This is a genomic window from Corallincola luteus (assembly GCF_004336975.1).
GTDB lineage: Bacteria > Pseudomonadota > Gammaproteobacteria > Enterobacterales > Neiellaceae > Corallincola > Corallincola holothuriorum.
In genome coordinates this window covers 586,309-604,844 of record NZ_SJXE01000001.1, presented here as the reverse complement: position 1 = coordinate 604,844, position 18,536 = coordinate 586,309, and the positions used below count along the sequence as shown (strand labels likewise).

General features: G+C 50.0%; 20 protein-coding genes and 1 tRNA gene. 12 read left to right on the top strand and 9 right to left on the bottom strand.

Annotated elements, in window-relative coordinates; translation table 11 throughout:
* Window positions 1-33: 33 nt before the first annotated feature.
* Together EZV61_RS02655 and EZV61_RS02650 are read right to left on the bottom strand one after the other, a co-directional pair.
* Window positions 34-903, bottom strand: a complete 870-nt coding sequence (locus tag EZV61_RS02655) for a general secretion pathway protein GspB (protein WP_131414241.1) — start codon at window positions 901-903, stop codon at window positions 34-36.
* Window positions 903-2,549 carry an ExeA family protein gene (locus tag EZV61_RS02650; protein WP_131414240.1) on the bottom strand — a complete coding sequence of 549 codons (1,647 nt, stop codon included), beginning with the start codon at window positions 2,547-2,549 and terminating at the stop codon, window positions 903-905. Before EZV61_RS02650 ends, EZV61_RS02655 begins: the two co-directional genes overlap by 1 nt.
* A 137-nt stretch (window positions 2,550-2,686) precedes the next feature.
* On the opposite strand from EZV61_RS02650, the gene EZV61_RS02645 reads away from it, so the two are divergent.
* Both EZV61_RS02645 and EZV61_RS02640 read left to right on the top strand, forming a co-directional pair.
* A complete protein-coding gene (locus EZV61_RS02645) occupies window positions 2,687-3,916 on the top strand; it encodes a multifunctional CCA addition/repair protein (RefSeq protein WP_131414239.1) in 1,230 nt (409 codons plus the stop codon).
* A 102-nt stretch (window positions 3,917-4,018) separates the two neighbouring features.
* On the top strand, window positions 4,019-4,267 hold the full coding sequence (locus tag EZV61_RS02640; protein ID WP_114337157.1) for a hypothetical protein: 249 nt from the start codon (window positions 4,019-4,021) through the stop codon (window positions 4,265-4,267).
* An 86-nt stretch (window positions 4,268-4,353) separates the two neighbouring features.
* On the opposite strand, the gene EZV61_RS02635 is transcribed toward EZV61_RS02640, so the two are convergent.
* From EZV61_RS02635 to folB, 3 genes are all read right to left on the bottom strand, one after another.
* Entirely contained in the window at window positions 4,354-5,154 is an 801-nt protein-coding gene (locus tag EZV61_RS02635) for an undecaprenyl-diphosphate phosphatase (RefSeq protein ID WP_114337156.1), read from the bottom strand.
* Window positions 5,155-5,221: 67 nt separating this feature from the next.
* Complete coding sequence (gene folK, locus EZV61_RS02630) at window positions 5,222-5,710, bottom strand: 2-amino-4-hydroxy-6-hydroxymethyldihydropteridine diphosphokinase (RefSeq protein ID WP_131414238.1); 489 nt, start codon at window positions 5,708-5,710, stop codon at window positions 5,222-5,224.
* A complete protein-coding gene (gene folB, locus EZV61_RS02625; RefSeq protein WP_131414237.1) occupies window positions 5,710-6,069 on the bottom strand; it encodes a dihydroneopterin aldolase in 360 nt (119 codons plus the stop codon). Before folB ends, folK begins: the two co-directional genes overlap by 1 nt.
* Before the next feature lie 134 nt (window positions 6,070-6,203).
* Here folB and plsY point away from each other — a divergent pair, with 134 nt between their 5' ends.
* A complete protein-coding gene (plsY, locus tag EZV61_RS02620; RefSeq protein WP_233496429.1) occupies window positions 6,204-6,806 on the top strand; it encodes a glycerol-3-phosphate 1-O-acyltransferase PlsY in 603 nt (200 codons plus the stop codon).
* Between the two features lie 10 nt (window positions 6,807-6,816).
* Here the strand turns inward: plsY and tsaD are convergent, their stop codons facing one another.
* Window positions 6,817-7,830 (bottom strand): tRNA (adenosine(37)-N6)-threonylcarbamoyltransferase complex transferase subunit TsaD, encoded by a 1,014-nt coding sequence (gene tsaD / locus EZV61_RS02615; protein WP_131414236.1) that lies wholly within the window; start codon window positions 7,828-7,830, stop codon window positions 6,817-6,819.
* Between the two features lie 198 nt (window positions 7,831-8,028).
* Between tsaD and rpsU the strand changes: the two genes are divergently transcribed.
* From rpsU to EZV61_RS02575, 8 genes are all read left to right on the top strand, one after another.
* Window positions 8,029-8,244, top strand: coding sequence for a 30S ribosomal protein S21 (gene rpsU, locus EZV61_RS02610; protein WP_114337151.1), 216 nt, complete (start codon window positions 8,029-8,031; stop codon window positions 8,242-8,244).
* Window positions 8,245-8,270: 26 nt separating this feature from the next.
* Window positions 8,271-8,720, top strand: coding sequence for a GatB/YqeY domain-containing protein (locus tag EZV61_RS02605; protein WP_131414235.1), 450 nt, complete (start codon window positions 8,271-8,273; stop codon window positions 8,718-8,720).
* A 97-nt stretch (window positions 8,721-8,817) separates the two neighbouring features.
* Window positions 8,818-10,599 (top strand): DNA primase, encoded by a 1,782-nt coding sequence (gene dnaG, locus EZV61_RS02600; protein WP_131414234.1) that lies wholly within the window; start codon window positions 8,818-8,820, stop codon window positions 10,597-10,599.
* An 87-nt stretch (window positions 10,600-10,686) separates the two neighbouring features.
* Window positions 10,687-12,528, top strand: a complete 1,842-nt coding sequence (gene rpoD, locus EZV61_RS02595) for an RNA polymerase sigma factor RpoD (protein WP_131414233.1) — start codon at window positions 10,687-10,689, stop codon at window positions 12,526-12,528.
* 242 nt (window positions 12,529-12,770) lie between these two features.
* Window positions 12,771-12,847 (top strand) — tRNA-Ile (locus EZV61_RS02590).
* Window positions 12,848-13,069: 222 nt separating this feature from the next.
* Complete coding sequence (locus tag EZV61_RS02585) at window positions 13,070-13,417, top strand: hypothetical protein (protein WP_114337147.1); 348 nt, start codon at window positions 13,070-13,072, stop codon at window positions 13,415-13,417.
* A 191-nt stretch (window positions 13,418-13,608) separates the two neighbouring features.
* Complete coding sequence (locus tag EZV61_RS02580) at window positions 13,609-14,184, top strand: SLATT domain-containing protein (RefSeq protein WP_131414232.1); 576 nt, start codon at window positions 13,609-13,611, stop codon at window positions 14,182-14,184.
* Between the two features lie 195 nt (window positions 14,185-14,379).
* Window positions 14,380-14,601 carry a hypothetical protein gene (locus EZV61_RS02575; RefSeq protein WP_114337145.1) on the top strand — a complete coding sequence of 74 codons (222 nt, stop codon included), beginning with the start codon at window positions 14,380-14,382 and terminating at the stop codon, window positions 14,599-14,601.
* Window positions 14,602-14,620: 19 nt separating this feature from the next.
* Here EZV61_RS02575 and EZV61_RS02570 read toward each other — a convergent pair whose 3' ends face one another.
* Window positions 14,621-14,827 (bottom strand): hypothetical protein, encoded by a 207-nt coding sequence (locus tag EZV61_RS02570; protein ID WP_131414231.1) that lies wholly within the window; start codon window positions 14,825-14,827, stop codon window positions 14,621-14,623.
* A 197-nt stretch (window positions 14,828-15,024) separates the two neighbouring features.
* Between EZV61_RS02570 and EZV61_RS02565 the strand changes: the two genes are divergently transcribed.
* Window positions 15,025-15,867 (top strand): 23S rRNA (adenine(2030)-N(6))-methyltransferase RlmJ, encoded by an 843-nt coding sequence (locus EZV61_RS02565; RefSeq protein WP_131414230.1) that lies wholly within the window; start codon window positions 15,025-15,027, stop codon window positions 15,865-15,867.
* 113 nt (window positions 15,868-15,980) lie between these two features.
* Here the strand turns inward: EZV61_RS02565 and EZV61_RS02560 are convergent, their stop codons facing one another.
* Window positions 15,981-17,876 (bottom strand): EAL domain-containing protein, encoded by a 1,896-nt coding sequence (locus EZV61_RS02560; RefSeq protein ID WP_131414229.1) that lies wholly within the window; start codon window positions 17,874-17,876, stop codon window positions 15,981-15,983.
* Window positions 17,877-17,888: 12 nt separating this feature from the next.
* Entirely contained in the window at window positions 17,889-18,536 is a 648-nt protein-coding gene (locus EZV61_RS02555) for a transglutaminase-like cysteine peptidase (protein ID WP_131414228.1), read from the bottom strand.

Sequence of the window (18,536 nt, the reverse complement as noted above, 5' to 3'; positions counted from 1 at the left end):
CATCAGCGGCCTTTTCACCCCAACACAGGGATATTACCAATCGGTCAGTGCTGGCAAGCTAAACAGATAGCCGTGTAAAGACATCACGACAGATTGCGGGTCGATGCGCTCAAGCACCAGATCCTCACTCACCGTCTCCCCTTCATGGACGGTTTGGCCGTTAACTTTCACCCAACGCTTAGAAGCGTCTGAAGAGTAGATATGCTGACTAAAGCTCAAGCTGGGGACGGCATCCTGTAACGCTTGCGATTTCTCCGTCAACATGGGCACCGGCTGTGCCATCATGGGGTCCAGCCCCGAATCATTCATATCCTGAGTCGCAGCAATGGCGGCCTGAAAACGCGCCATCAACACCTCTTCTTCTAGCTGAGCTAATGGTTCAGCGTTATCACCAGGTGGCTGCTCAACAACAGCCGCCACAGGCGTTTCCAGATCTAAGCTAATGGCTGGTGCCGGCTCGGGTGGCAAAGCGGTAGGAGCAGACGCAGGTTTAGCCGGTGCAGTCACCACCGGGCGCGGCTGCATCTCTTGCGGTGGCCAACTGCCTGACGGCTTAACTTTAGCCACTTCTCGCTTACCGAGGATCCGCATATCGGTCGCTTCATCGGCTATCGCTGGCAGAGTTTCTTCCACGATAGACACTTCTGCAGGCGCCACAACAGCAGTCACCTCAGTTTCAGGTAGCGATGGCAAAGGCTGCGCTATCTTTAACATCACCCACATGCCACCAAGTACTGCAATACTGACAATCGCTGCCCCCACCAGCACTGGCAACCACACAGGCGTGGTTTGCGTCTCTTCAATAAACATCATGTCACTGCTTTGCTCGGTACTGATACCGGGCAACTCTGGCGTCTTCTGTTCATTTTCGGAGCGCTTTAACGCCTGCAATATATAAGACATCAGCCGGCCTCTTTCATTAATGTTGGCGCTTCAAGTTGCAGCATCTGATTCAGACGGATTAGAGTTTGCACTCCCGCAATACCATCGGCTTCCAGACGCTGCTCACGTTGAAAACGGCGGATCCGTTCACCTAACATTGAATCAAAACCATCTAACCTGCGCGGACGTTCGCCCTGTAGCAACCCCAATGAGGTTTCCAGCCATTGCACTGACGCGCCTTTGGCACTCCAGCCTATGGGGCCAACATATCCGACCGGTGGCTGCCAGAGGACGGCATAAGAGCCTTTCCAATACCTTTCAAACCAACGTTCGCTGACTTCCATCTCGTTGCCAGCGATAACTAACTTCAGCAAACCATTTTTAAACCCTAGCATCGCCCCATAAGCAACCTCACCGGTATCATCGATGAGACGCACCACCGCAGGTCGGTTTAGGTGTAACAAGCCATGTAAACTACCCTGCTTCCAGTAACAGGCTAAATCATTCTGTTTTGCCTGTTCACAGGCATCAATCCCTGTCATCAGAGATTTGTCCCACTCATTAAACACCACAGCGAAGGCGTCTTCTATCTCCCGGCTTTGTTCAAACATAGAAGCCAATAAGCGTTTCGAAGGCATATCTAGCTGCATCTCAGTAGCAGGTTCGGCACCTTCCAAATCATCCAGCCGCTCATCACTCTCAGCCGCCAATGCAGGCTGCACGGGCCTCGGCACAGCATCACTGTCGGTATCCCCAAATTGCAGGGCCAACCAGGTCAATGCCACAACGAGGGCCGCCAAGGTGCCACCAATCGCCAGATAGCCAGGCCAACGGGCGATGCCACCAGACTCGGCATGTCCCGGTAAACCCAAAGCTTCAGAGGCAGCCTTACTGATCAGGTGGTGGTCAACACGCTGCTGCCCTTTACTATAAGCACCAAGCAGAGCGCGATCGCAAAGCAAGTTGATCACTCGAGGAATGCCACCACTCAATTGATGCAATCTTTTAACGGCACGTTTAGTGAATAAGGGGTGGCTACTACCAGCAACCTGCAGACGATGTGCCACATAGTTGGCCACATCATGTTCGGTCAACGGCAACAGATGATAACGCGCGGTGATCCGCTGTGCTAACTGGCGCAGCTCCTTGCGTTGCAACAGCTCTTGAAGTTCCGGCTGACCAATTAAAATCACCTGTAAAAGCTTTTTGGTATGAGTTTCTAAATTGGTGAGTAATCGCAATTGCTCCAGCACTTCCGGACGAAGGTGTTGCGCCTCATCAATAATCAATACAGTGGTTTTTTCCGCCTCGTGATTGCGAAGCAGGTGTTGATGAATGGTATCTGTTAGCTGCTTGAGTGTTGGCTGCGATGGGTATTGAACATGAAATTCATCACAAATAGTTGCCAGCAGTTCATGCTCGGTCAATGTGGGGTTGAGAACAAACGCTGTTTCCGTCTGCGCAGGCAGCTGCTCCATCAAGCAGCGGGAGACGGTGGTTTTACCTGTGCCCACCTCGCCTGTCAGTAATACGAAACCGCCAGTTTCCCCCAAACCAAACATTAAATGAGCAAGCGCTTCACGATGGCGATCGCTCATATAGAGGTATTGTGGGTTGGGCGCGATTGAAAAGGGGTTTTCCCTGAGCGCAAAAAATCCTGTGTACATGAGAGTTGTCGGGTATCCAAGGGCAATTTGCCAGTAGCGCCCAAGTTAAGACTTTCACCGAATGATGTCAAAACGATGCGCCCATTGAGAGGCCTCGATATAATGATCCTATGATGGAACTTTGAAAGCGGTCACAGGTGCAGATTTATTTAGTGGGTGGAGCGGTAAGAGACCGCTTGTTACAGATCCCGGTACAAGACAAAGATTTTGTGGTTGTCGGCAGCTCCTCAACAGAGATGCTGGCCGCGGGCTATCAGGCTGTGGGCGCCGATTTTCCGGTCTTTTTACACCCGACAACAAAACAGGAATATGCCCTCGCCCGAACAGAACGCAAGTCAGGCCATGGTTATACCGGTTTCATCTGTCATGCCAGTCCAGAAGTGACCCTGGAAGAGGACCTGCTGCGCCGAGATCTCACCATCAATGCGATCGCTGAAGCAGAAGACGGTAGTCTAATTGATCCTTATGGCGGCCAGGAAGATCTGCAGAACAGGCTACTACGGCACGTATCTCCGGCTTTTGCCGAAGATCCTTTACGCGTATTGCGGGTCGCACGCTTTGCGGCACGCTACGCTGCATTGGGTTTCACTGTCGCAGATGAAACCATGATCTTAATGCAAAAAATGGCCGCCAACGGCGAATTGGCGCATTTAGTTGCCGAGCGGATATGGAAAGAGACCGAGCGCGCGCTGATGGGCCCCAACCCGGCCTGTTACTTTGAAATACTAAGAGAAGCGGGTGCCCTGCAGTGTTTAATGCCCGCTGTAGCGGCGCTTTGGGGGGTACCTAATCCGCCGAAATGGCATCCTGAGATCGATACAGGCATCCATACCATGATGGTATTGGAGCAAGCCGCCTTGGCTAACAGAAGCTTGGAGGTTCGCTACGCCGCGCTCTGTCATGATCTGGGCAAAGGGTTAACGCCTCCGGATCAGTGGCCAAGCCACCGAGGCCATGAAAAAACTGGTTTAGCGCTGGTTACCGAGCTCAGCCAAGCATTGAAAGTCCCCACCGCCTGCCGCGAATTAGCCTTATTGGTTTGTGAATACCACACCCATTGCCATAAAGCCGATACCCTACGGCCAAAGACCCTGCTAAAAGTCCTTGATGCCATGGATGTTTGGCGCAAGCCGGAACGTTTTGAGTGTTTTTTACAAGCCTGTGAAGCCGACTTTAAAGGACGCACAGGGTTTGAACACCGGCCATACCCTCAGGCCGATCTTTTCCGTCAGGCGCATCAAGCCGCTCTGAGCGTTAATCCCGGTGAAATAGCCCGTCAGGGATACAAAGGTGCGGAGATCCGGGAAGCAGTAAAACGTGAGCGGCAGCAAGCTATTGCACAGCAGGTGGTCAATCCCCCTCTCTAAAGGAGTAGTTGTAAAAAAACCTTCATCGAACTTCCATTCCGAACGCCAGCTCAGCTGCTATAACCAGTAAAAGCAATACATTGGGCGGGAGTTTAAACAGACATGTGGTGGTTCGAAACTGATGTAGGTAAATATTCCACGCGTCAGGCTATGAAAAAGCTATTACATAAGCGCTATCGATCTCAGCGGGAGTATGAGGCATGCCTCGCGAAGCTGGAGGAGGCCACCGGTCACCCAGATCCAGAGGGCTTTCTCCGCCAACAGCGAGGCTCCGCCAAAGCCAAACAGGTACTCGCGGAACTTCGTGGTGAAGCCGCTCTTTTTCAAGCCATGGTTAACCATCGTGATTAAAAAAAGCCGCTAACTGACGCTAACGGCTTTCATTCTAACTTGATCTATCCGCTGCCTGGGTTAGCAAGCCTGTCAACACGACATCCCTACCAAATCAGGTAACCAACTAACAACAGACCAAGAGCCAGTCGATAGATCACAAAGGGCAACATACCCATACGGCTAACCAGCTTTAAAAATACATGGATACAAGCGTAGGCAGCAAAAAATGAAATCACTGTACCCAACGCGATCTGATCCCACTGCACCGGCTCAACTGCTTCAACCAATTTTTTGGTCTGCAAGCCACCCGCCAAAAAGATCACCGGGATAGACATTAGAAAAGAGAAACGAGCCGCCGCTTCGCGAGTTAACCCCAACATCAGGCCGGCGGTAATGGTAATGCCTGAACGAGAAGTACCTGGAATTAAAGCTAATGCCTGCGCACAGCCAATTATCAGCGCTTTCTTCCAGCCAACGGCATACTCATCTAAAACCAGTTTCGCCTTAATGTCTGCCCACCAAAGCAACAAACCAAATACAATGGTCGTTGCCGCAATCACAGCCGCGCTGCGAGCCAACACTTCAATCAAGTCGCCAGCCATTAAACCAAACAGGCCAGCAGGTATGGTAGCCAGTACCACAGACCAAGCTAGCTGCGCTTCAGTGGTAAGACCGCGCCCAATGACCGATCCACACCAGTCTTGCGTCATCCGCCAAACTTCGTCGCGGAAATAGATAACAACCGCCAATAAAGTACCGACATGCACTGCCACATCAAATGCTAACCCCTGATCATTCCATCCTAAAATGGCTGATGGGAGAATAAGGTGTGCAGAAGATGAAATAGGGAGAAACTCGGTCAATCCCTGAATCAAAGCCAGAATGATAACTTCCAATGTACTCACAACAACAACCGCCTCTATAGATCTTAGCTTTGGCCGATCCTATCAGGAAAACGTGACGCATCTAACACTATTTTTGCAATACCAAATCAATTGGCCACAACTGCTGGCTGCCATCATAACTTTGCCACAGCTCGGCGTAGCTGCGGCCATCAACCGGATGGGTCAATAATGGTGCCAGTTCCGATAGCGGCCAAAGCACGAACGCATTGAATAGAATTTCAGCTCGAGGCAGCACCACAGGAGTATCGGTCACCAGATGGTCAAACAGTAACAGGTCAATATCCACGGTTCGCGGGCTGAACTTCTTGCCATCAATGGTGCGCCCCAGTGACAGCTCTATTTGTTTAAGACGTTCACTGATGGCTACGACAGTAAGCGGCGATGAAAACTCGGCTACCAAGTTATAAAAGTTATCCCCGACAAAACCAACCGCTTCGCTTTCAAATACCCGAGAGCAACGAAGATCTGGGAACTGTTGTTGCAACGCAGCAACTGCTTTCACTATGTTATTAGCCGGATCGACGTTACTGCCGATACCAACAAAGATCCGAGCCATTAGAACCCCTGACCACGAACAATTCGCACACCAACAGACTCTGCCTGTGGTACCGCCCCCGGTTTATTAACCGTGAGTCTAACGCCGACCACGGCAAACTCTTCCAGCAACAACTTTGCACAACGCTCTGCCACCGTCTCAATCAGCTCCACTCGCATTGCTGACACGTACGCAGTTAATCTGTCGCTAATCGCGGCGTAATCGAGCGCCTGCTGAATATCGTCGGCGGCAGCGGCAGGGGCCACATCACAAGCGAGTTCAAGATCCAGTACTAAGGTCTGCCAAATCTCTTTTTCCCACTGATAAACACCGATCACCGTGTCTATGCGCAATCCCTGAATTAATACTAAATCTGTCATATTTCTTGATCCATTTGCCAACTGGTGGTCGAATCACCCTATGGACGACCCTCGCGTATGCTAGCATTCTCGCTCTGGGTCGCGAAGCTCTGAGCTAGTTTCGCATTCAAAACAGGAAGGGAACATTGACTGAAATACTCTGCATCATCATGGTGATTAGCGCCTACCTGATGGGTTCCGTCAGTAGTGCCGTATTGGTGTGCAGATTATTTGGTTTACCCGATCCTCGTACTGAAGGCTCCAAAAACCCCGGTACTACCAACGTTTATCGTCTCGGAGGTGCCGTTCCCGCGGTGCTCACCCTGCTTGCTGATATGCTCAAGGGTACCATCCCCGTATGGGGCTCCTATTTCCTGCAACTACCTGCGATTTGGCTTGGCGTAATCGCTGTTGCCGCTTGTATCGGCCATATGTACCCTTGCTTCTTTGAATTTAGTGGCGGCAAAGGTGTGGCAACGGCATTCGGTGCGCTGTTGCCCATAGGCTTGGATTTGGGAGCACTGCTGGTGATTACCTGGGGCCTAGTGATCCGCACCAGCGGTTATTCGTCACTCGCATCTATTGTCACCATCAGTTTATCTCCGCTGTTTGTGTATTGGATTAAACCACTTTACACGCTCCCAGTTGCCATGCTGGCCCTGCTGATGTTGTGGCGGCATCACCAAAACATCAGCCGCCTACTGGCTGGTACAGAAAAAAAGATCTGGGAAAAAGGCTCAACCAGCGAACAGTCCTAAACTACCCGAATTAAATGGAAGTGAGCTCTTCCAGTGGCCAACGCGGACGAGTCGTTACCGACAAAGGCTGAGTTTCCCCTGCTTTCAATCGCTGTAATCCGGCATAGGCAATCATCGCACCATTATCGGTACAAAACTGTGGCGCGGGATAAAACACTTCGCCCTGGCGCTCTGCCATCAACTCAGCCAACTGCCGACGTAGCTCCAGATTAGCACTCACGCCTCCCGCCACGACCAGACGTTTAAGCTGTGTTTGCTCTAACGCTCTACGGCACTTAATTGCCACGGTATCTATCACCGCTTGCTGAAAGGCATGAGCAATGTCAGCCTTTGTCTGATCACTGGCATCAGCAGCACGGATCGCCGTAGCGGCAGCAGTCTTCAGGCCACTAAAACTAAAATCCAACCCTGGCCTGTCGGTCATCGGGCGGGGAAACTTGAACACACCGGGAGTACCAGCCTCGGCCATCTTCGCCAGTAACGGTCCGCCGGGGTAATCCAAACCTATTAACTTCGCCGTCTTATCAAATGCCTCGCCCGCAGCATCATCTATCGATTCGCCTAACAACTCATACTCACCAATACCATCAACACGAATCAGCTGGGTATGCCCGCCAGACACAAGCAACGCCACGAACGGGAACTCAGGCACATTCTCTTCCAGCATCGGCGCCAAAAGATGACCTTCTAAATGATGCACACCAACCGCAGGCACATTCCAGCTGTAGGCCAAAGACCTACCCACCGTAGCCCCCACCAATAACGCACCAACCAAGCCTGGACCTCGGGTAAATGCCACGCCATCAATATCATCTGCGCTACAGTTAGCTTCTGCCATCGCGGCACGGATCAAGGGAACGATCTTGCGCACATGATCGCGGGATGCCAACTCAGGCACGACTCCACCATAATCTGCATGCAGTTTGACCTGACTGTACAATTGGTTAGCGATCAAGCCAGCATGATCGTCAACGATCGCTATACCAGTTTCATCACAAGAGGTTTCAATACCCAGCACACGCATGCAATTAAGGCCTTATAAATAGGGACAAATATAACGAACAGGAATTTTACCTGCCCCCTACCAACAAAAACAGTCTAGATGTCACTTTACTTTGTGGTGTCGATCAGATTAGAATTCCGCACCATTTTTAAACGGCGGTCAAATTTCGTACCGCGTTTCAGATTATTCTGATGATCCAGTTTCTGAGGTGAGAGTTACATGCCAGTAATTAAAGTACGCGAGAACGAACCTTTTGACGTAGCGCTGCGTCGTTTCAAGCGCTCTTGTGAAAAAGCAGGCGTATTGTCTGAAGTTCGTCGTCGCGAGTTCTACGAGAAGCCAACTTCTGAGCGTAAGCGCAAAAAAGCTGCGGCTGTTAAGCGTCACGCTAAAAAGTTGTTCCGTGAGAATGCACGTCGCACCCGTCTGTACTAAGCAGCGGTTAAAAGGTTTATACCCCCATGAGTGAATTGGTAGTACAGCTAAAAGAACATCAAAAAGATGCCATGCGCGCCAAAGATAAGGTTCGTTTAGGCACTATCCGGATGATCCTCTCTGAGGTGAAACAACGGGAAATTGATGGTCAGACTACGCTGTCCGATGACGAAGTTATCGCGGTCTTAACCAAAATGGTTAAGCAGCGCAGAGATTCCGTCAGTCAATTTGAATCCGCTGGTCGTGAAGATTTAGCAGCAGTTGAACGTTCAGAGATCAGTGTGATCGAAGCTTTCCTGCCGCAACAGCTTTCCGCGGACGAGATCCAAGCACTGATAGCTCAAGCAATTGATGCGACAGGCGCCAGTGGGATGCAAGACATGGGTAAGGTAATGGGAGTACTCAAGCCTAAGATTCAGGGGCGTGCCGAAATGGGCCCCGTTAGTGCGCAGGTTAAAGCACAGCTAACAGCCTGATCTTTGAGTTACCCAAAAATCTGTTAACAAGCCGTGCCCCAGGGCACGGCTTGTTGCGTTTCTACTTGTCTGAAACAAAAGCAATAGTCGGAAATTGATGGCTGGACACATTCCCCGCGAGTTTATAGACGATCTGCTTGCCCGCACCGACATAGTCGAAGTGGTAGATAGCCGTGTACGTCTAAAAAAAGCCGGTAAGAATTATGGTGCCTGCTGTCCATTTCATAACGAAAAAACCCCCTCTTTCACCGTCAGCCAAGACAAACAGTTTTATCACTGCTTCGGTTGCGGTGCCCATGGCAACGCCATCGACTTCATCATGGAGTATGAACGCCTCGAGTTCGTTGATGCGATTGACGAACTCGCCGGGCAAATGGGGTTAGAGGTGCCACGCGAACAGCGCAGCGGCAAAGGCCCGCAGGCAAAGCAAGCCAGTGCCGAGCAGAAGCGCGACGGCTACGAGTTAATGGAGCAACTGGCGCGTTTTTACCAGGCTCAACTCAGACAAAACCCAAATAGCAAAAAAGTCGTCGAGTATCTTAAGCAACGCGGCCTCAGCGGCGAAACTGCCCGTGATTGGGAGATCGGCTACGCTCCTGCGGATTGGGATGGCGTGTTTAAAGCTTTTGGTCATACAGCACAGCAACAGGAACAACTGCTGTCGCTGGGTATGCTGATTGAGAATGATAATAAACGCCGTTACGACCGCTTTCGTGATCGCGTTATGTTCCCAATCCGCGACAAGCGTGGCCGAGTGATCGGCTTTGGTGGCCGTATTATCGACGATGGCACACCGAAATACCTCAACAGCCCGGAAACCCCTCTGTTCCATAAAGGTCTTGAGCTATATGGCCTGTTTCAAGTCAAAGAAGCCGAGCGAAAGCCAAAACAGGTGGTGATTGTTGAGGGCTATATGGATGTGGTGGCGCTGTCACAATATGAGATTAATTATGCAGTGGCCTCACTTGGCACAGCCACCAGCCGCGAACAGCTGCAAACCCTATTCAGACTGACGGACAAAGTCGTCTGCTGTTACGACGGCGATCGCGCAGGCCGAGAAGCCGCTTGGCGGGCTCTCGAAAATGCACTGCCACTGCTCAAAGATGGCATTCAGCTCCGTTTTGTTTTTTTACCCGATGGTGAAGATCCTGATTCACTGGTGCAAGCGCAAGGCAAAGCTGCCTTCGAACAGATTATCGATGATGCGCAACCCATGGCTGATTTCTTATTCCAACAGTTAACGGCGCAAGTTGATATGAACCAGCAAGAGGGTCGCGCCAAATTTGCCCAGCTGGCATCACCGTTAATCAGTAAAATGCCTGATGGTGTCATGCGCGAGATGATGACCGATAAGTTATGCCAACGTTTAGCTATGCCCAGAGAAACTCTGGAGAAATTGCTAACCCCGGCTCAAGAAGACATAAAAAAACAGCCTACTGCACAGCAAAAAAGGACCCCGGTCCGTACCGCTATCGCCACACTGCTACAACACCCTGAACTCGGACAAACAGAACAGGTCAAAGCATTACATGGGATCGACGCCTTTGCTGATATCACCATGCCCGGCGTGCCGTTATTAAAAAGGCTAATTGAGCAGACCATTGCTGAGCCTCTTACTACCGCCCGTTTATTGGAGCGCTGGCGAGAGACTCCGGAGTACAGCAGCCTGGCTAAGTTAGCCAGCTGGGAACTCCATGTGGACGAAGAGTCGTGCGAGCCACACTTTTTCGACACGTTAGAAAAGCTGCTAAATATGTTCGTTGAGCAGCGTACAGAGCTATTATTGGCTAGAGCCAGAGAAAATCGGCTTTCCGCCGAAGAGAAGCAAGAGCTTCAACAATTGCTGCGAGAACGTCAGCAGATAGAAACAACGCCCTAGCGGGCGAATAAGCAACAGGTTATACTGTAGGGCTTTCGTGCCCATCAGTTAAGCGCGGTATCACATCAAGAAGGTCCAAGAGAGTATATGGAGCAGACCCCGCAGTCTCAACTAAAACTCCTCGTTGCCAAAGGCAAAGAGCAAGGCTATCTGACCTATGCTGAGGTCAATGACCACCTGCCGGCAGATATCGTCGATTCAGATCAAATCGAAGATATCATCAGTATGATCAACGACATGGGAATTCAGGTTTATGAAACCGCCCCAGACGCTGACACACTGATACTCAACGAAAACAGTTCAACGGACGAAGATACCGCGGAGGCTGCTGCACAAGCACTCGCCACGGTCGATTCTGAGCTGGGACGCACCACAGACCCTGTCCGCATGTATATGCGTGAAATGGGTACCGTGGAGCTGCTCACCCGCGAAGGCGAAATTAAGATCGCCAAACGGATCGAAGAAGGTATCTACACCGTACAAAGCTCGGTCGCTGAATATCCAGCAGCCATCACTTATCTGTTAGATCAATTTGACCAGTTTGAAGCCGGTGAAATGCGCCTGGCTGAGATCATCTCCGGTTTTATCGATCCCAATGCAGAAGATGTGGCTCCAGCGGCCACTCACGTCGGTTCAGACCTGTCTCAAGATGACCTTGATGACGAGGATGAAGACGATAAAGACGACGATGACGACGATGAAGAGGAAGGTCCAACCGGCCCGGATCCTGAAGAAGCGCGTGAGATGTTTTCCCAGCTGCGTGAGATGCACGATAAAACTCGGGACGTCTTAAGTTCTGAAGCCCGCGATACAAAAGCGGCCAAAGCTGCCCTCGCTGAGTTATCCGAGTTCTTCAAACAGTTCCGCTTGGTGCCTAAGCAGTTCGACAAGATCGTTGCCAGCATGCGTAACATGATGGATCGCGTTCGTACTCAAGAACGCCTCCTAATGAAGCTGTGTATTGCTAAAGCCTCTATGCCGAAGAAGATATTCGTCCAGACCTTTAGTGGTAACGAATCATCTGTTGAATGGTTAGATGCGCAAATTGCTGTCGGTAAAGCCTGGAGTCCAGTCCTCGAAGAGGAACGTGACGACATCCTTCGCAGCATAACGAAGCTGAAACAGGTTGAAGAAGAAACAGGCCTGAACATCACCATCATTAAAGATATCAACCGCCGTATGAGCATTGGTGAAGCCAAAGCCCGTCGTGCGAAGAAAGAGATGGTTGAAGCTAACTTGCGTTTGGTTATTTCAATTGCGAAGAAATACACCAACCGTGGCTTGCAGTTCTTGGATTTAATCCAAGAAGGTAATATCGGTTTGATGAAGGCCGTGGATAAGTTTGAATACCGTCGTGGCTATAAGTTTTCAACTTATGCAACGTGGTGGATCCGCCAGGCAATCACTCGTTCAATTGCTGACCAGGCACGGACTATCCGTATCCCGGTGCATATGATCGAGACCATCAACAAACTGAACCGTATCTCTCGCCAGATGCTCCAGGAGATGGGTCGTGAGCCTAGCCCGGAAGAGCTAGCCGAACGCATGTTGATGCCGGAAGATAAGATCCGCAAAGTACTGAAGATCGCAAAAGAGCCGATCTCGATGGAAACGCCTATTGGTGACGATGAAGATTCGCATCTGGGTGATTTTATCGAAGATGGCACGACAGAGTTGCCGTCTGATTCAGCCACCATGGCAAGCCTGAAAGGCGCAACCCATGAAGTGCTGGCTGGTCTGACTGCCCGCGAAGCAAAAGTACTGCGTATGCGCTTCGGTATCGATATGAATACCGACCATACCCTTGAGGAGGTTGGCAAACAGTTTGATGTTACTCGTGAGCGTATTCGTCAAATCGAAGCCAAGGCACTGCGTAAGCTGCGCCACCCTTCCCGTTCAGAAGTTCTTCGCAGCTTCTTGGACGAATAATAACCAACTGAATAATAGTTAGTTATTGTTAGTGTCACAAAGCTAGACAGGAGCGGCAGCAAGTCATAAAATTGCTGCCGCTTTTACATCTTCTGGATGTATAAAACATTTGGCCCCTTAGCTCAGTTGGGCGAAGTAGAATCGTTATGTCAGTGACATAACGCAGTCAACTGAGGTGGAGGCATGGATGCCGACAGGAAGGCACTCCATGGATGGACGACATCAGAGATAGATAAAAATTAGGCCCCTTAGCTCAGTTGGTTAGAGCACACGACTCATAATCGTTAGGTCCCCAGTTCAAGTCTGGGAGGGGCCACCATATATTACAAAGCCTGAACAGTTTCTGACTGCTCAGGCTTTGTTGCTTTTGCCCTTAGATGACTGCGGTCTTCATACTTATCAGTGCTCTATCGATGCGCTAAGCAATATTTGCTCTCCTCCAACCGCTTGTAATTGATGGATCTTCCAGAATGCGACTTTCCTCACGGTTACCTGCACAAGGTTCCCGCCATCATATTTTAATCAGTTCAGAGGAGTCAGCATGGGTCGACAAGAGCAGGTTACCGCATCTCAACGAGCACGTTATGTTGAGATCTTAGAAGGTCTTTTCGATGCCACCTTCGAACTCAAACGGTTACAGCAAGATGCGTCGGTGGAAAAAGCACGGGCAGAAACCTTTGCGCTGGCAGGTGAAGTCCTTGGCATTTTTGAGCGCAGCAAGCTGCAACAACTGATGAATGAGTCCCACGTGAGAATTTTAGGGACACAGATATCTCAAACAGAAAATGACCAAAGCGTGCAATATCGAGAAGCATTAGCGCAAAACAAGTTTGAACTCTTCGATATCCCTACCCTGCTGCGGCAACAAGCAGACACGCCTGATAAATAATCGAACAGCGGGCTCATATGCTAATCACTTGTAGAAATAAGATGGCCATAGGGCATATTCCTTCCTACCTCTGTAATTAAAACTCTTTTTAACCAAACACCTATAACTCTTCAAACAAATTATTTATGCTGCCAATGGCCAAGGAAAATAATGCTCGGCCATTAGCAACGGGCTACGCAAGGAAATAATTCTTGAAAACTATCAATAGCATGGGCTTTCCCGAAGATCTGCAATGGACAACAGAAGAGCAGTCGGCACAAGCACTATCGCAACTCTTTCACTATGCCAATCGACGCTGTGATGGCTTTCGCGAATGGTACCTCAAACGTATCGCAGTCAAAAAGCGTGCGGCCTTAAGTACCAGGCTGGGAGCCATCATGAGTACAACAATGGCAGGGATCATCCCGATGCTTTCAACACTGCCAATGTTTGCGCAATCAGAGTGGTTACATGCCGCCTGGTCCAGTGTCGCATTAGCGGTCGCTGCGCTCCTAGTTGCACTAGATAAATTTGCCGGCTACACCAGCGGGTGGATCCGTTACACGCTAACTGAACAAAAGCTAAGGCAGAGGCAACAACAGTTCTGCTTTGACTGGCAGCGAATAAAGGTTCTCAACACGACAGACAAGCCGCTCGAAGAAGTACACCAATTTCTCACAGATACCCAATCACTGGTTCATGAAGAAACCCAGCAATGGGCAAAAGAGTTTCAACAGCACCTTAGCCAATGGGAAAAAAGTGGCATGGCTTCACCAACAAGAAAGTAGCCCAACCAGCCACAACACAATGACAGCGGCGTAATGTTGTTTTTTTACAACACAAATACTAATCAACTGATTAGCTCATCGTACCAGCCAGCCATACATTGACCCAGGTCAATGCTCACCTGGTCAGGCCAGTTAATATGTATACAAATTACGAACATCTAGTGCTCAGTTTATAAACTGAAGAAAGGAATTATCATGGATGCGCCTACCCAGCTTTTAACCGTTGTACTGACCCCGTTTGTGGTCTGTGTTGTTGCCGCTGTACTGGTATTGGCTTTTCAAAAAACGAAAAAAGCCACCCAGAAGCTATGGGTTAATCCTCGTTGCGCAAACTGTAAAACCAACCTTTGCTGGTCTTGCACGCCAGAGGGCACCAGAGAGCATCAAGCTTATAGCTGGTCAGCCGAGCCGAAGTAGACCAGATGAAGATGACGGTTTAGACACCGTCATCTTCATAGTCACTAAGGCTTATTCCTAATTCGTCTGCCACTTCCGCCCAATAGGGCTCCGCTTCACAGACACAACAGTCGCACCAATCCGCCACCCCCTCATGCATACTGATCGCGGATCTTTTCGGCCGTATTACCGCTGGAGAATGGCTCTGCGCTAATTTCCTGTTGGTCTTATGTTGTTTATTCACCATTTCGAATCACCCATTCGCACTGTATCAGTTGCGCTCCTGTAGGGAATCAAGACCTCACTCCAAATTCCGACAGACCAATCAAATCAGCATAGCTTTTTGACAACATAAACCGGACAAGGGTTAGACCAATAAGTTATCTATTACACCGTTTTTACGATATTCTCGCGTTCAAATGTTTTGTCTCGCAGGAGCCCACGGTGCTCAGCTATCGCCACTCTTTTCATGCCGGTAATTACGCCGATGTCTTGAAGCATCTGGTGCAAGTACGGATCCTCAACTACTTCTGTCAAAAAGATAAACCCTTTTGCTACATAGACTCCCACGCAGGTGCCGGAGGCTATGAATTAAGTAGTGATCACGCACAGCAAACTCAAGAGTACCAAGATGGTATCCAACGCCTATGGCAGGTTGAGGGATTGCCCGAATCCCTGCAGAGCTATTTAGAAGAGATACGCGCCTTTAACGGCAGCAAAGAACTCATTCGCTACCCTGGTTCGCCAACTATCGCGCAACAGATCTTGCGTCGTCAGGACAAGCTCTGGCTATACGAGTTGCACCCTACAGACTATAAGATCTTAAGCGACCACTGTCAGGAAGATAGGCGCATACGCTGCGAGCAGTCGGATGGTTTTCAGGGGCTTATCGCCAAAGTGCCGCCGCTGGAGCGACGCGCCGTGGTTTTAATGGATCCCCCTTATGAACTGAAAGAGGATTATCAGCGTTGCATCACCACCCTGATCAAAGCACATCGCCGCTTTGCGACAGGATGTTATGCTCTTTGGTACCCCGTCGTTGCGCGAGAACGTATTAACAAGATGGAAGCTGAGTTAGTCGCCAGCGGTATCCGTAATATCCAACTATTCGAACTTGGACAGAGTAAAGACACTGAGACTTTTGGCATGAGCGCGGCAGGCATGATAGTAATCAACCCCCCTTGGACACTAATGCAGGAGATGCAGCAATGCTTACCTCTGTTAGCAGAGCTGTTGGGGAAAGAGAGGAGTGGGCATTTTCGCTGCGAAACCTTAGTCGAAGAATAACTAAGGCACAGAGGATCCAGTGATAAACAACGCCCAATCCTGAATTCGTAATGCTTCCAAAAGTAAAGAGCCGACACTTGTCGGCTTTTTCAGTTTTGACGATAAGCTATCAGCTATTTATCAGTGAGATAGCCTTGAACACCGGCAATATTCCTTCCCCAAAGACGCTCTGCTTGCTCCAGAGTTTCCACGGCGGTTGCATAGATAGGAATACCGAGACTGCTAACCGTATTGACGACGGCCGTTAGCAGCTCTCCATACTCATCGTCATCACGACACAAGGCAGGCGCGAGTTTGACATAATCAGGTCTCAACCCCTGTAGATAGTCCAAGTTGAGGCCACTGGCGCCTAATTGATCCACCCCAAAACGATACCCCAACTGTCGTAATACTGCCGCAAAACTAACAACCGTCTCCTGCTCTCTGAGCAGGTTCAACTCTGATAACTCAAATAGTACCGTTTCCTTCACGTCTGCACCGAACTTAGACAAAGCACCGATAAATCGGGTATCCCTCATGGCTGAAAGGGATAAGTTAATCGCGGTGGGCACACTCTTCTCTGGTGACCCTAACACCGACTGCACGACCGCCAGATCCAACTCCCCACCAAGCTCAAACTGCTCTATCACCGGCACGAAAAGCCCTGCATGCAGTGATTGACCCTGCTCATCTTTAACGCTGGTAAATACTTCCTTCTGCAACGTCTCTCCTGAGCGTCCAACCACAGGCTGCCAACGCAGTGCCAGCGCCTGTTGCGAGAGTTGAGAACGGAGTAATGCCAGCCACTGCTCTGCTGTGCGCAAAGTCTGTAGCGGCGCATCAGATTCAATCCAAGAGGCGCGCTGAACCAACCCTGCAGTGCCTCGAAGTTGCTCATCAAGACGAGTCAATAACTGTGGTAATGACTGTTCGTTGAAAAGTAGACCGGCAGCTTGGCAATCGAGCTTGACGTGACAACCAACAACAGCAAGTGAGTTCAGGTCATCACACACCCCTTGGAGCTGTTCCTGCGGATAAGAGAGAGCATCGCTATCTAACAGCAGTCCAAACTCTTCGGAAGAGAGTCGCCCGACCAGCAGAGAGCTTTCTCCTGCGGTGTTAGAAAAATGGGAGATAAGCAGCTCATGGATACTGGTTAACAACGCGCGCCACTTTGGAAACCCTTCCTGCTTACGAATACTATCCAAATTGCCCACTCGGATCAGCACCAACACGCCTTGCTCACTCTGCTCCTGCCGCAACGTCACCGCATCTAGTAACGCTTGTCGCGTCATCAGTCCGGAGTCGGCATCGGTTAACAGCTTGCCGCGAACTTCCTGCAATTGTCGGGCACTTTCTAAAAAGCGACTTTTCAACAGTGCCGTTAATTGATTGAGTACGATAACCACCCGGCGAAATTCGCGGGTTGAGGGTAATGGGATACGATATTCAAAATCTTTCTGCTCGATGGCATGTGCTTGATGTTCGATCTGTCGCAGCGGTCGGATCAACCAGCGGAGCGCCACTGCAGTAAACAAGGCTAATAAGGTAAACAACAAACCATAGACCATCAACAGTTCACGCATCAGTGTCCAAAGCTGTTTATAAACGGTGCCAGGATGGCCTTCAACGGTGAGCAAAGCGACCTCGTTCCAACCTAATGTTAACGGTGCCTGTGTTACCACCGGCGGGATACTGAAAAGCGAGATAAACCACTCAGGCACCCCCTCATCAATATCGTCTCTCACGCGCGTAATATGCGACTCATCGGCAAAAATTTCGACGTCAATTCGTTTCAGAAAAGTACCGTCAAATGCCACATTCACCGTACTTTCAGCCGACACCCTATCTAAAGGTTGCAAAAGCGGCGCCAAACGCATTCCCAAACTGGTCACAGTACTATCGGTATTGGCATACAACTGCTGCTCAAGATAGCTCGCATTAGAGCGAAGATTCAAAGTCATCACCGCAATGAGCGATAGCAGCATAGTCACGATCAGCAATAAAAATACCTGACGATACAGGGTCATCGTTACTTCCTCTTAATTCTTCTCGGCTTGCTGCGCATGACGTTCCTGAAGATCACGCCATAGTGAAATTCGGTCAGACTTACCCACATGCTGGCCACTGCTACGCGCTTTGGCCAACCAAAGAAAATCTGCATTAAAGCTATAAATAGGGATCAGATCGTCACGTTCGCTGGCTGGACGGATCACCGGATCAATATTATCAAGTACCAAAGGCTCGGCACCACGCTGCTCATAATAGGTCAACACCATATGATGTTGATTGTATTCCACCGCTTTCACATACATAAGCCGTAGCTTGTCAGCAGGGAAGCCTGCCTCAATCAAGCTGTAGTACTTAGCTATCGTATAGTCCTCACAGTCACCCTCTCCCCGACCAATAAACTCAATCGGAGTCGCCCAATAATCCTCGACGCCCCAGACGGACTCGTCGGAAGAAAATTTCATCTGGTTAAAAAAATTATTGATCGCTTTTAATTGGATCAGAGGAGGCTGAGAACGACTGCGCTCGATGACACTCTGCCAAGCTTTGCCTCTGGCTTCAGCTTCCTCACCATAGACTTGCCGCAAGTGTGCCAATAAGGAGGAAAAGTCCAGTGGCGCTGCTGCCCACAGTAATGAAATCCCGCCAGCAACCAACAAAATAAATAGATAACGGCGCAA

Coding starts and splice junctions, on each gene's coding strand:
- EZV61_RS02560 (WP_131414229.1), bottom strand. CDS start 17,876: ATGACCCTGTATCGTCAGGTATTTTTATTGCTGATCGTGACTATGCTG.
- folB (WP_131414237.1), bottom strand. CDS start 6,069: ATGACAGATTTAGTATTAATTCAGGGATTGCGCATAGACACGGTGATC.
- folK (WP_131414238.1), bottom strand. CDS start 5,710: ATGGCTCGGATCTTTGTTGGTATCGGCAGTAACGTCGATCCGGCTAAT.
- EZV61_RS02570 (WP_131414231.1), bottom strand. CDS start 14,827: ATGGTGAATAAACAACATAAGACCAACAGGAAATTAGCGCAGAGCCAT.
- rpoD (WP_131414233.1), top strand. CDS start 10,687: ATGGAGCAGACCCCGCAGTCTCAACTAAAACTCCTCGTTGCCAAAGGC.
- dnaG (WP_131414234.1), top strand. CDS start 8,818: ATGGCTGGACACATTCCCCGCGAGTTTATAGACGATCTGCTTGCCCGC.
- EZV61_RS02585 (WP_114337147.1), top strand. CDS start 13,070: ATGGGTCGACAAGAGCAGGTTACCGCATCTCAACGAGCACGTTATGTT.
- EZV61_RS02655 (WP_131414241.1), bottom strand. CDS start 903: ATGTCTTATATATTGCAGGCGTTAAAGCGCTCCGAAAATGAACAGAAG.
- EZV61_RS02640 (WP_114337157.1), top strand. CDS start 4,019: ATGTGGTGGTTCGAAACTGATGTAGGTAAATATTCCACGCGTCAGGCT.
- EZV61_RS02575 (WP_114337145.1), top strand. CDS start 14,380: ATGGATGCGCCTACCCAGCTTTTAACCGTTGTACTGACCCCGTTTGTG.
- EZV61_RS02605 (WP_131414235.1), top strand. CDS start 8,271: ATGAGTGAATTGGTAGTACAGCTAAAAGAACATCAAAAAGATGCCATG.
- rpsU (WP_114337151.1), top strand. CDS start 8,029: ATGCCAGTAATTAAAGTACGCGAGAACGAACCTTTTGACGTAGCGCTG.
- EZV61_RS02650 (WP_131414240.1), bottom strand. CDS start 2,549: ATGTACACAGGATTTTTTGCGCTCAGGGAAAACCCCTTTTCAATCGCG.
- tsaD (WP_131414236.1), bottom strand. CDS start 7,830: ATGCGTGTGCTGGGTATTGAAACCTCTTGTGATGAAACTGGTATAGCG.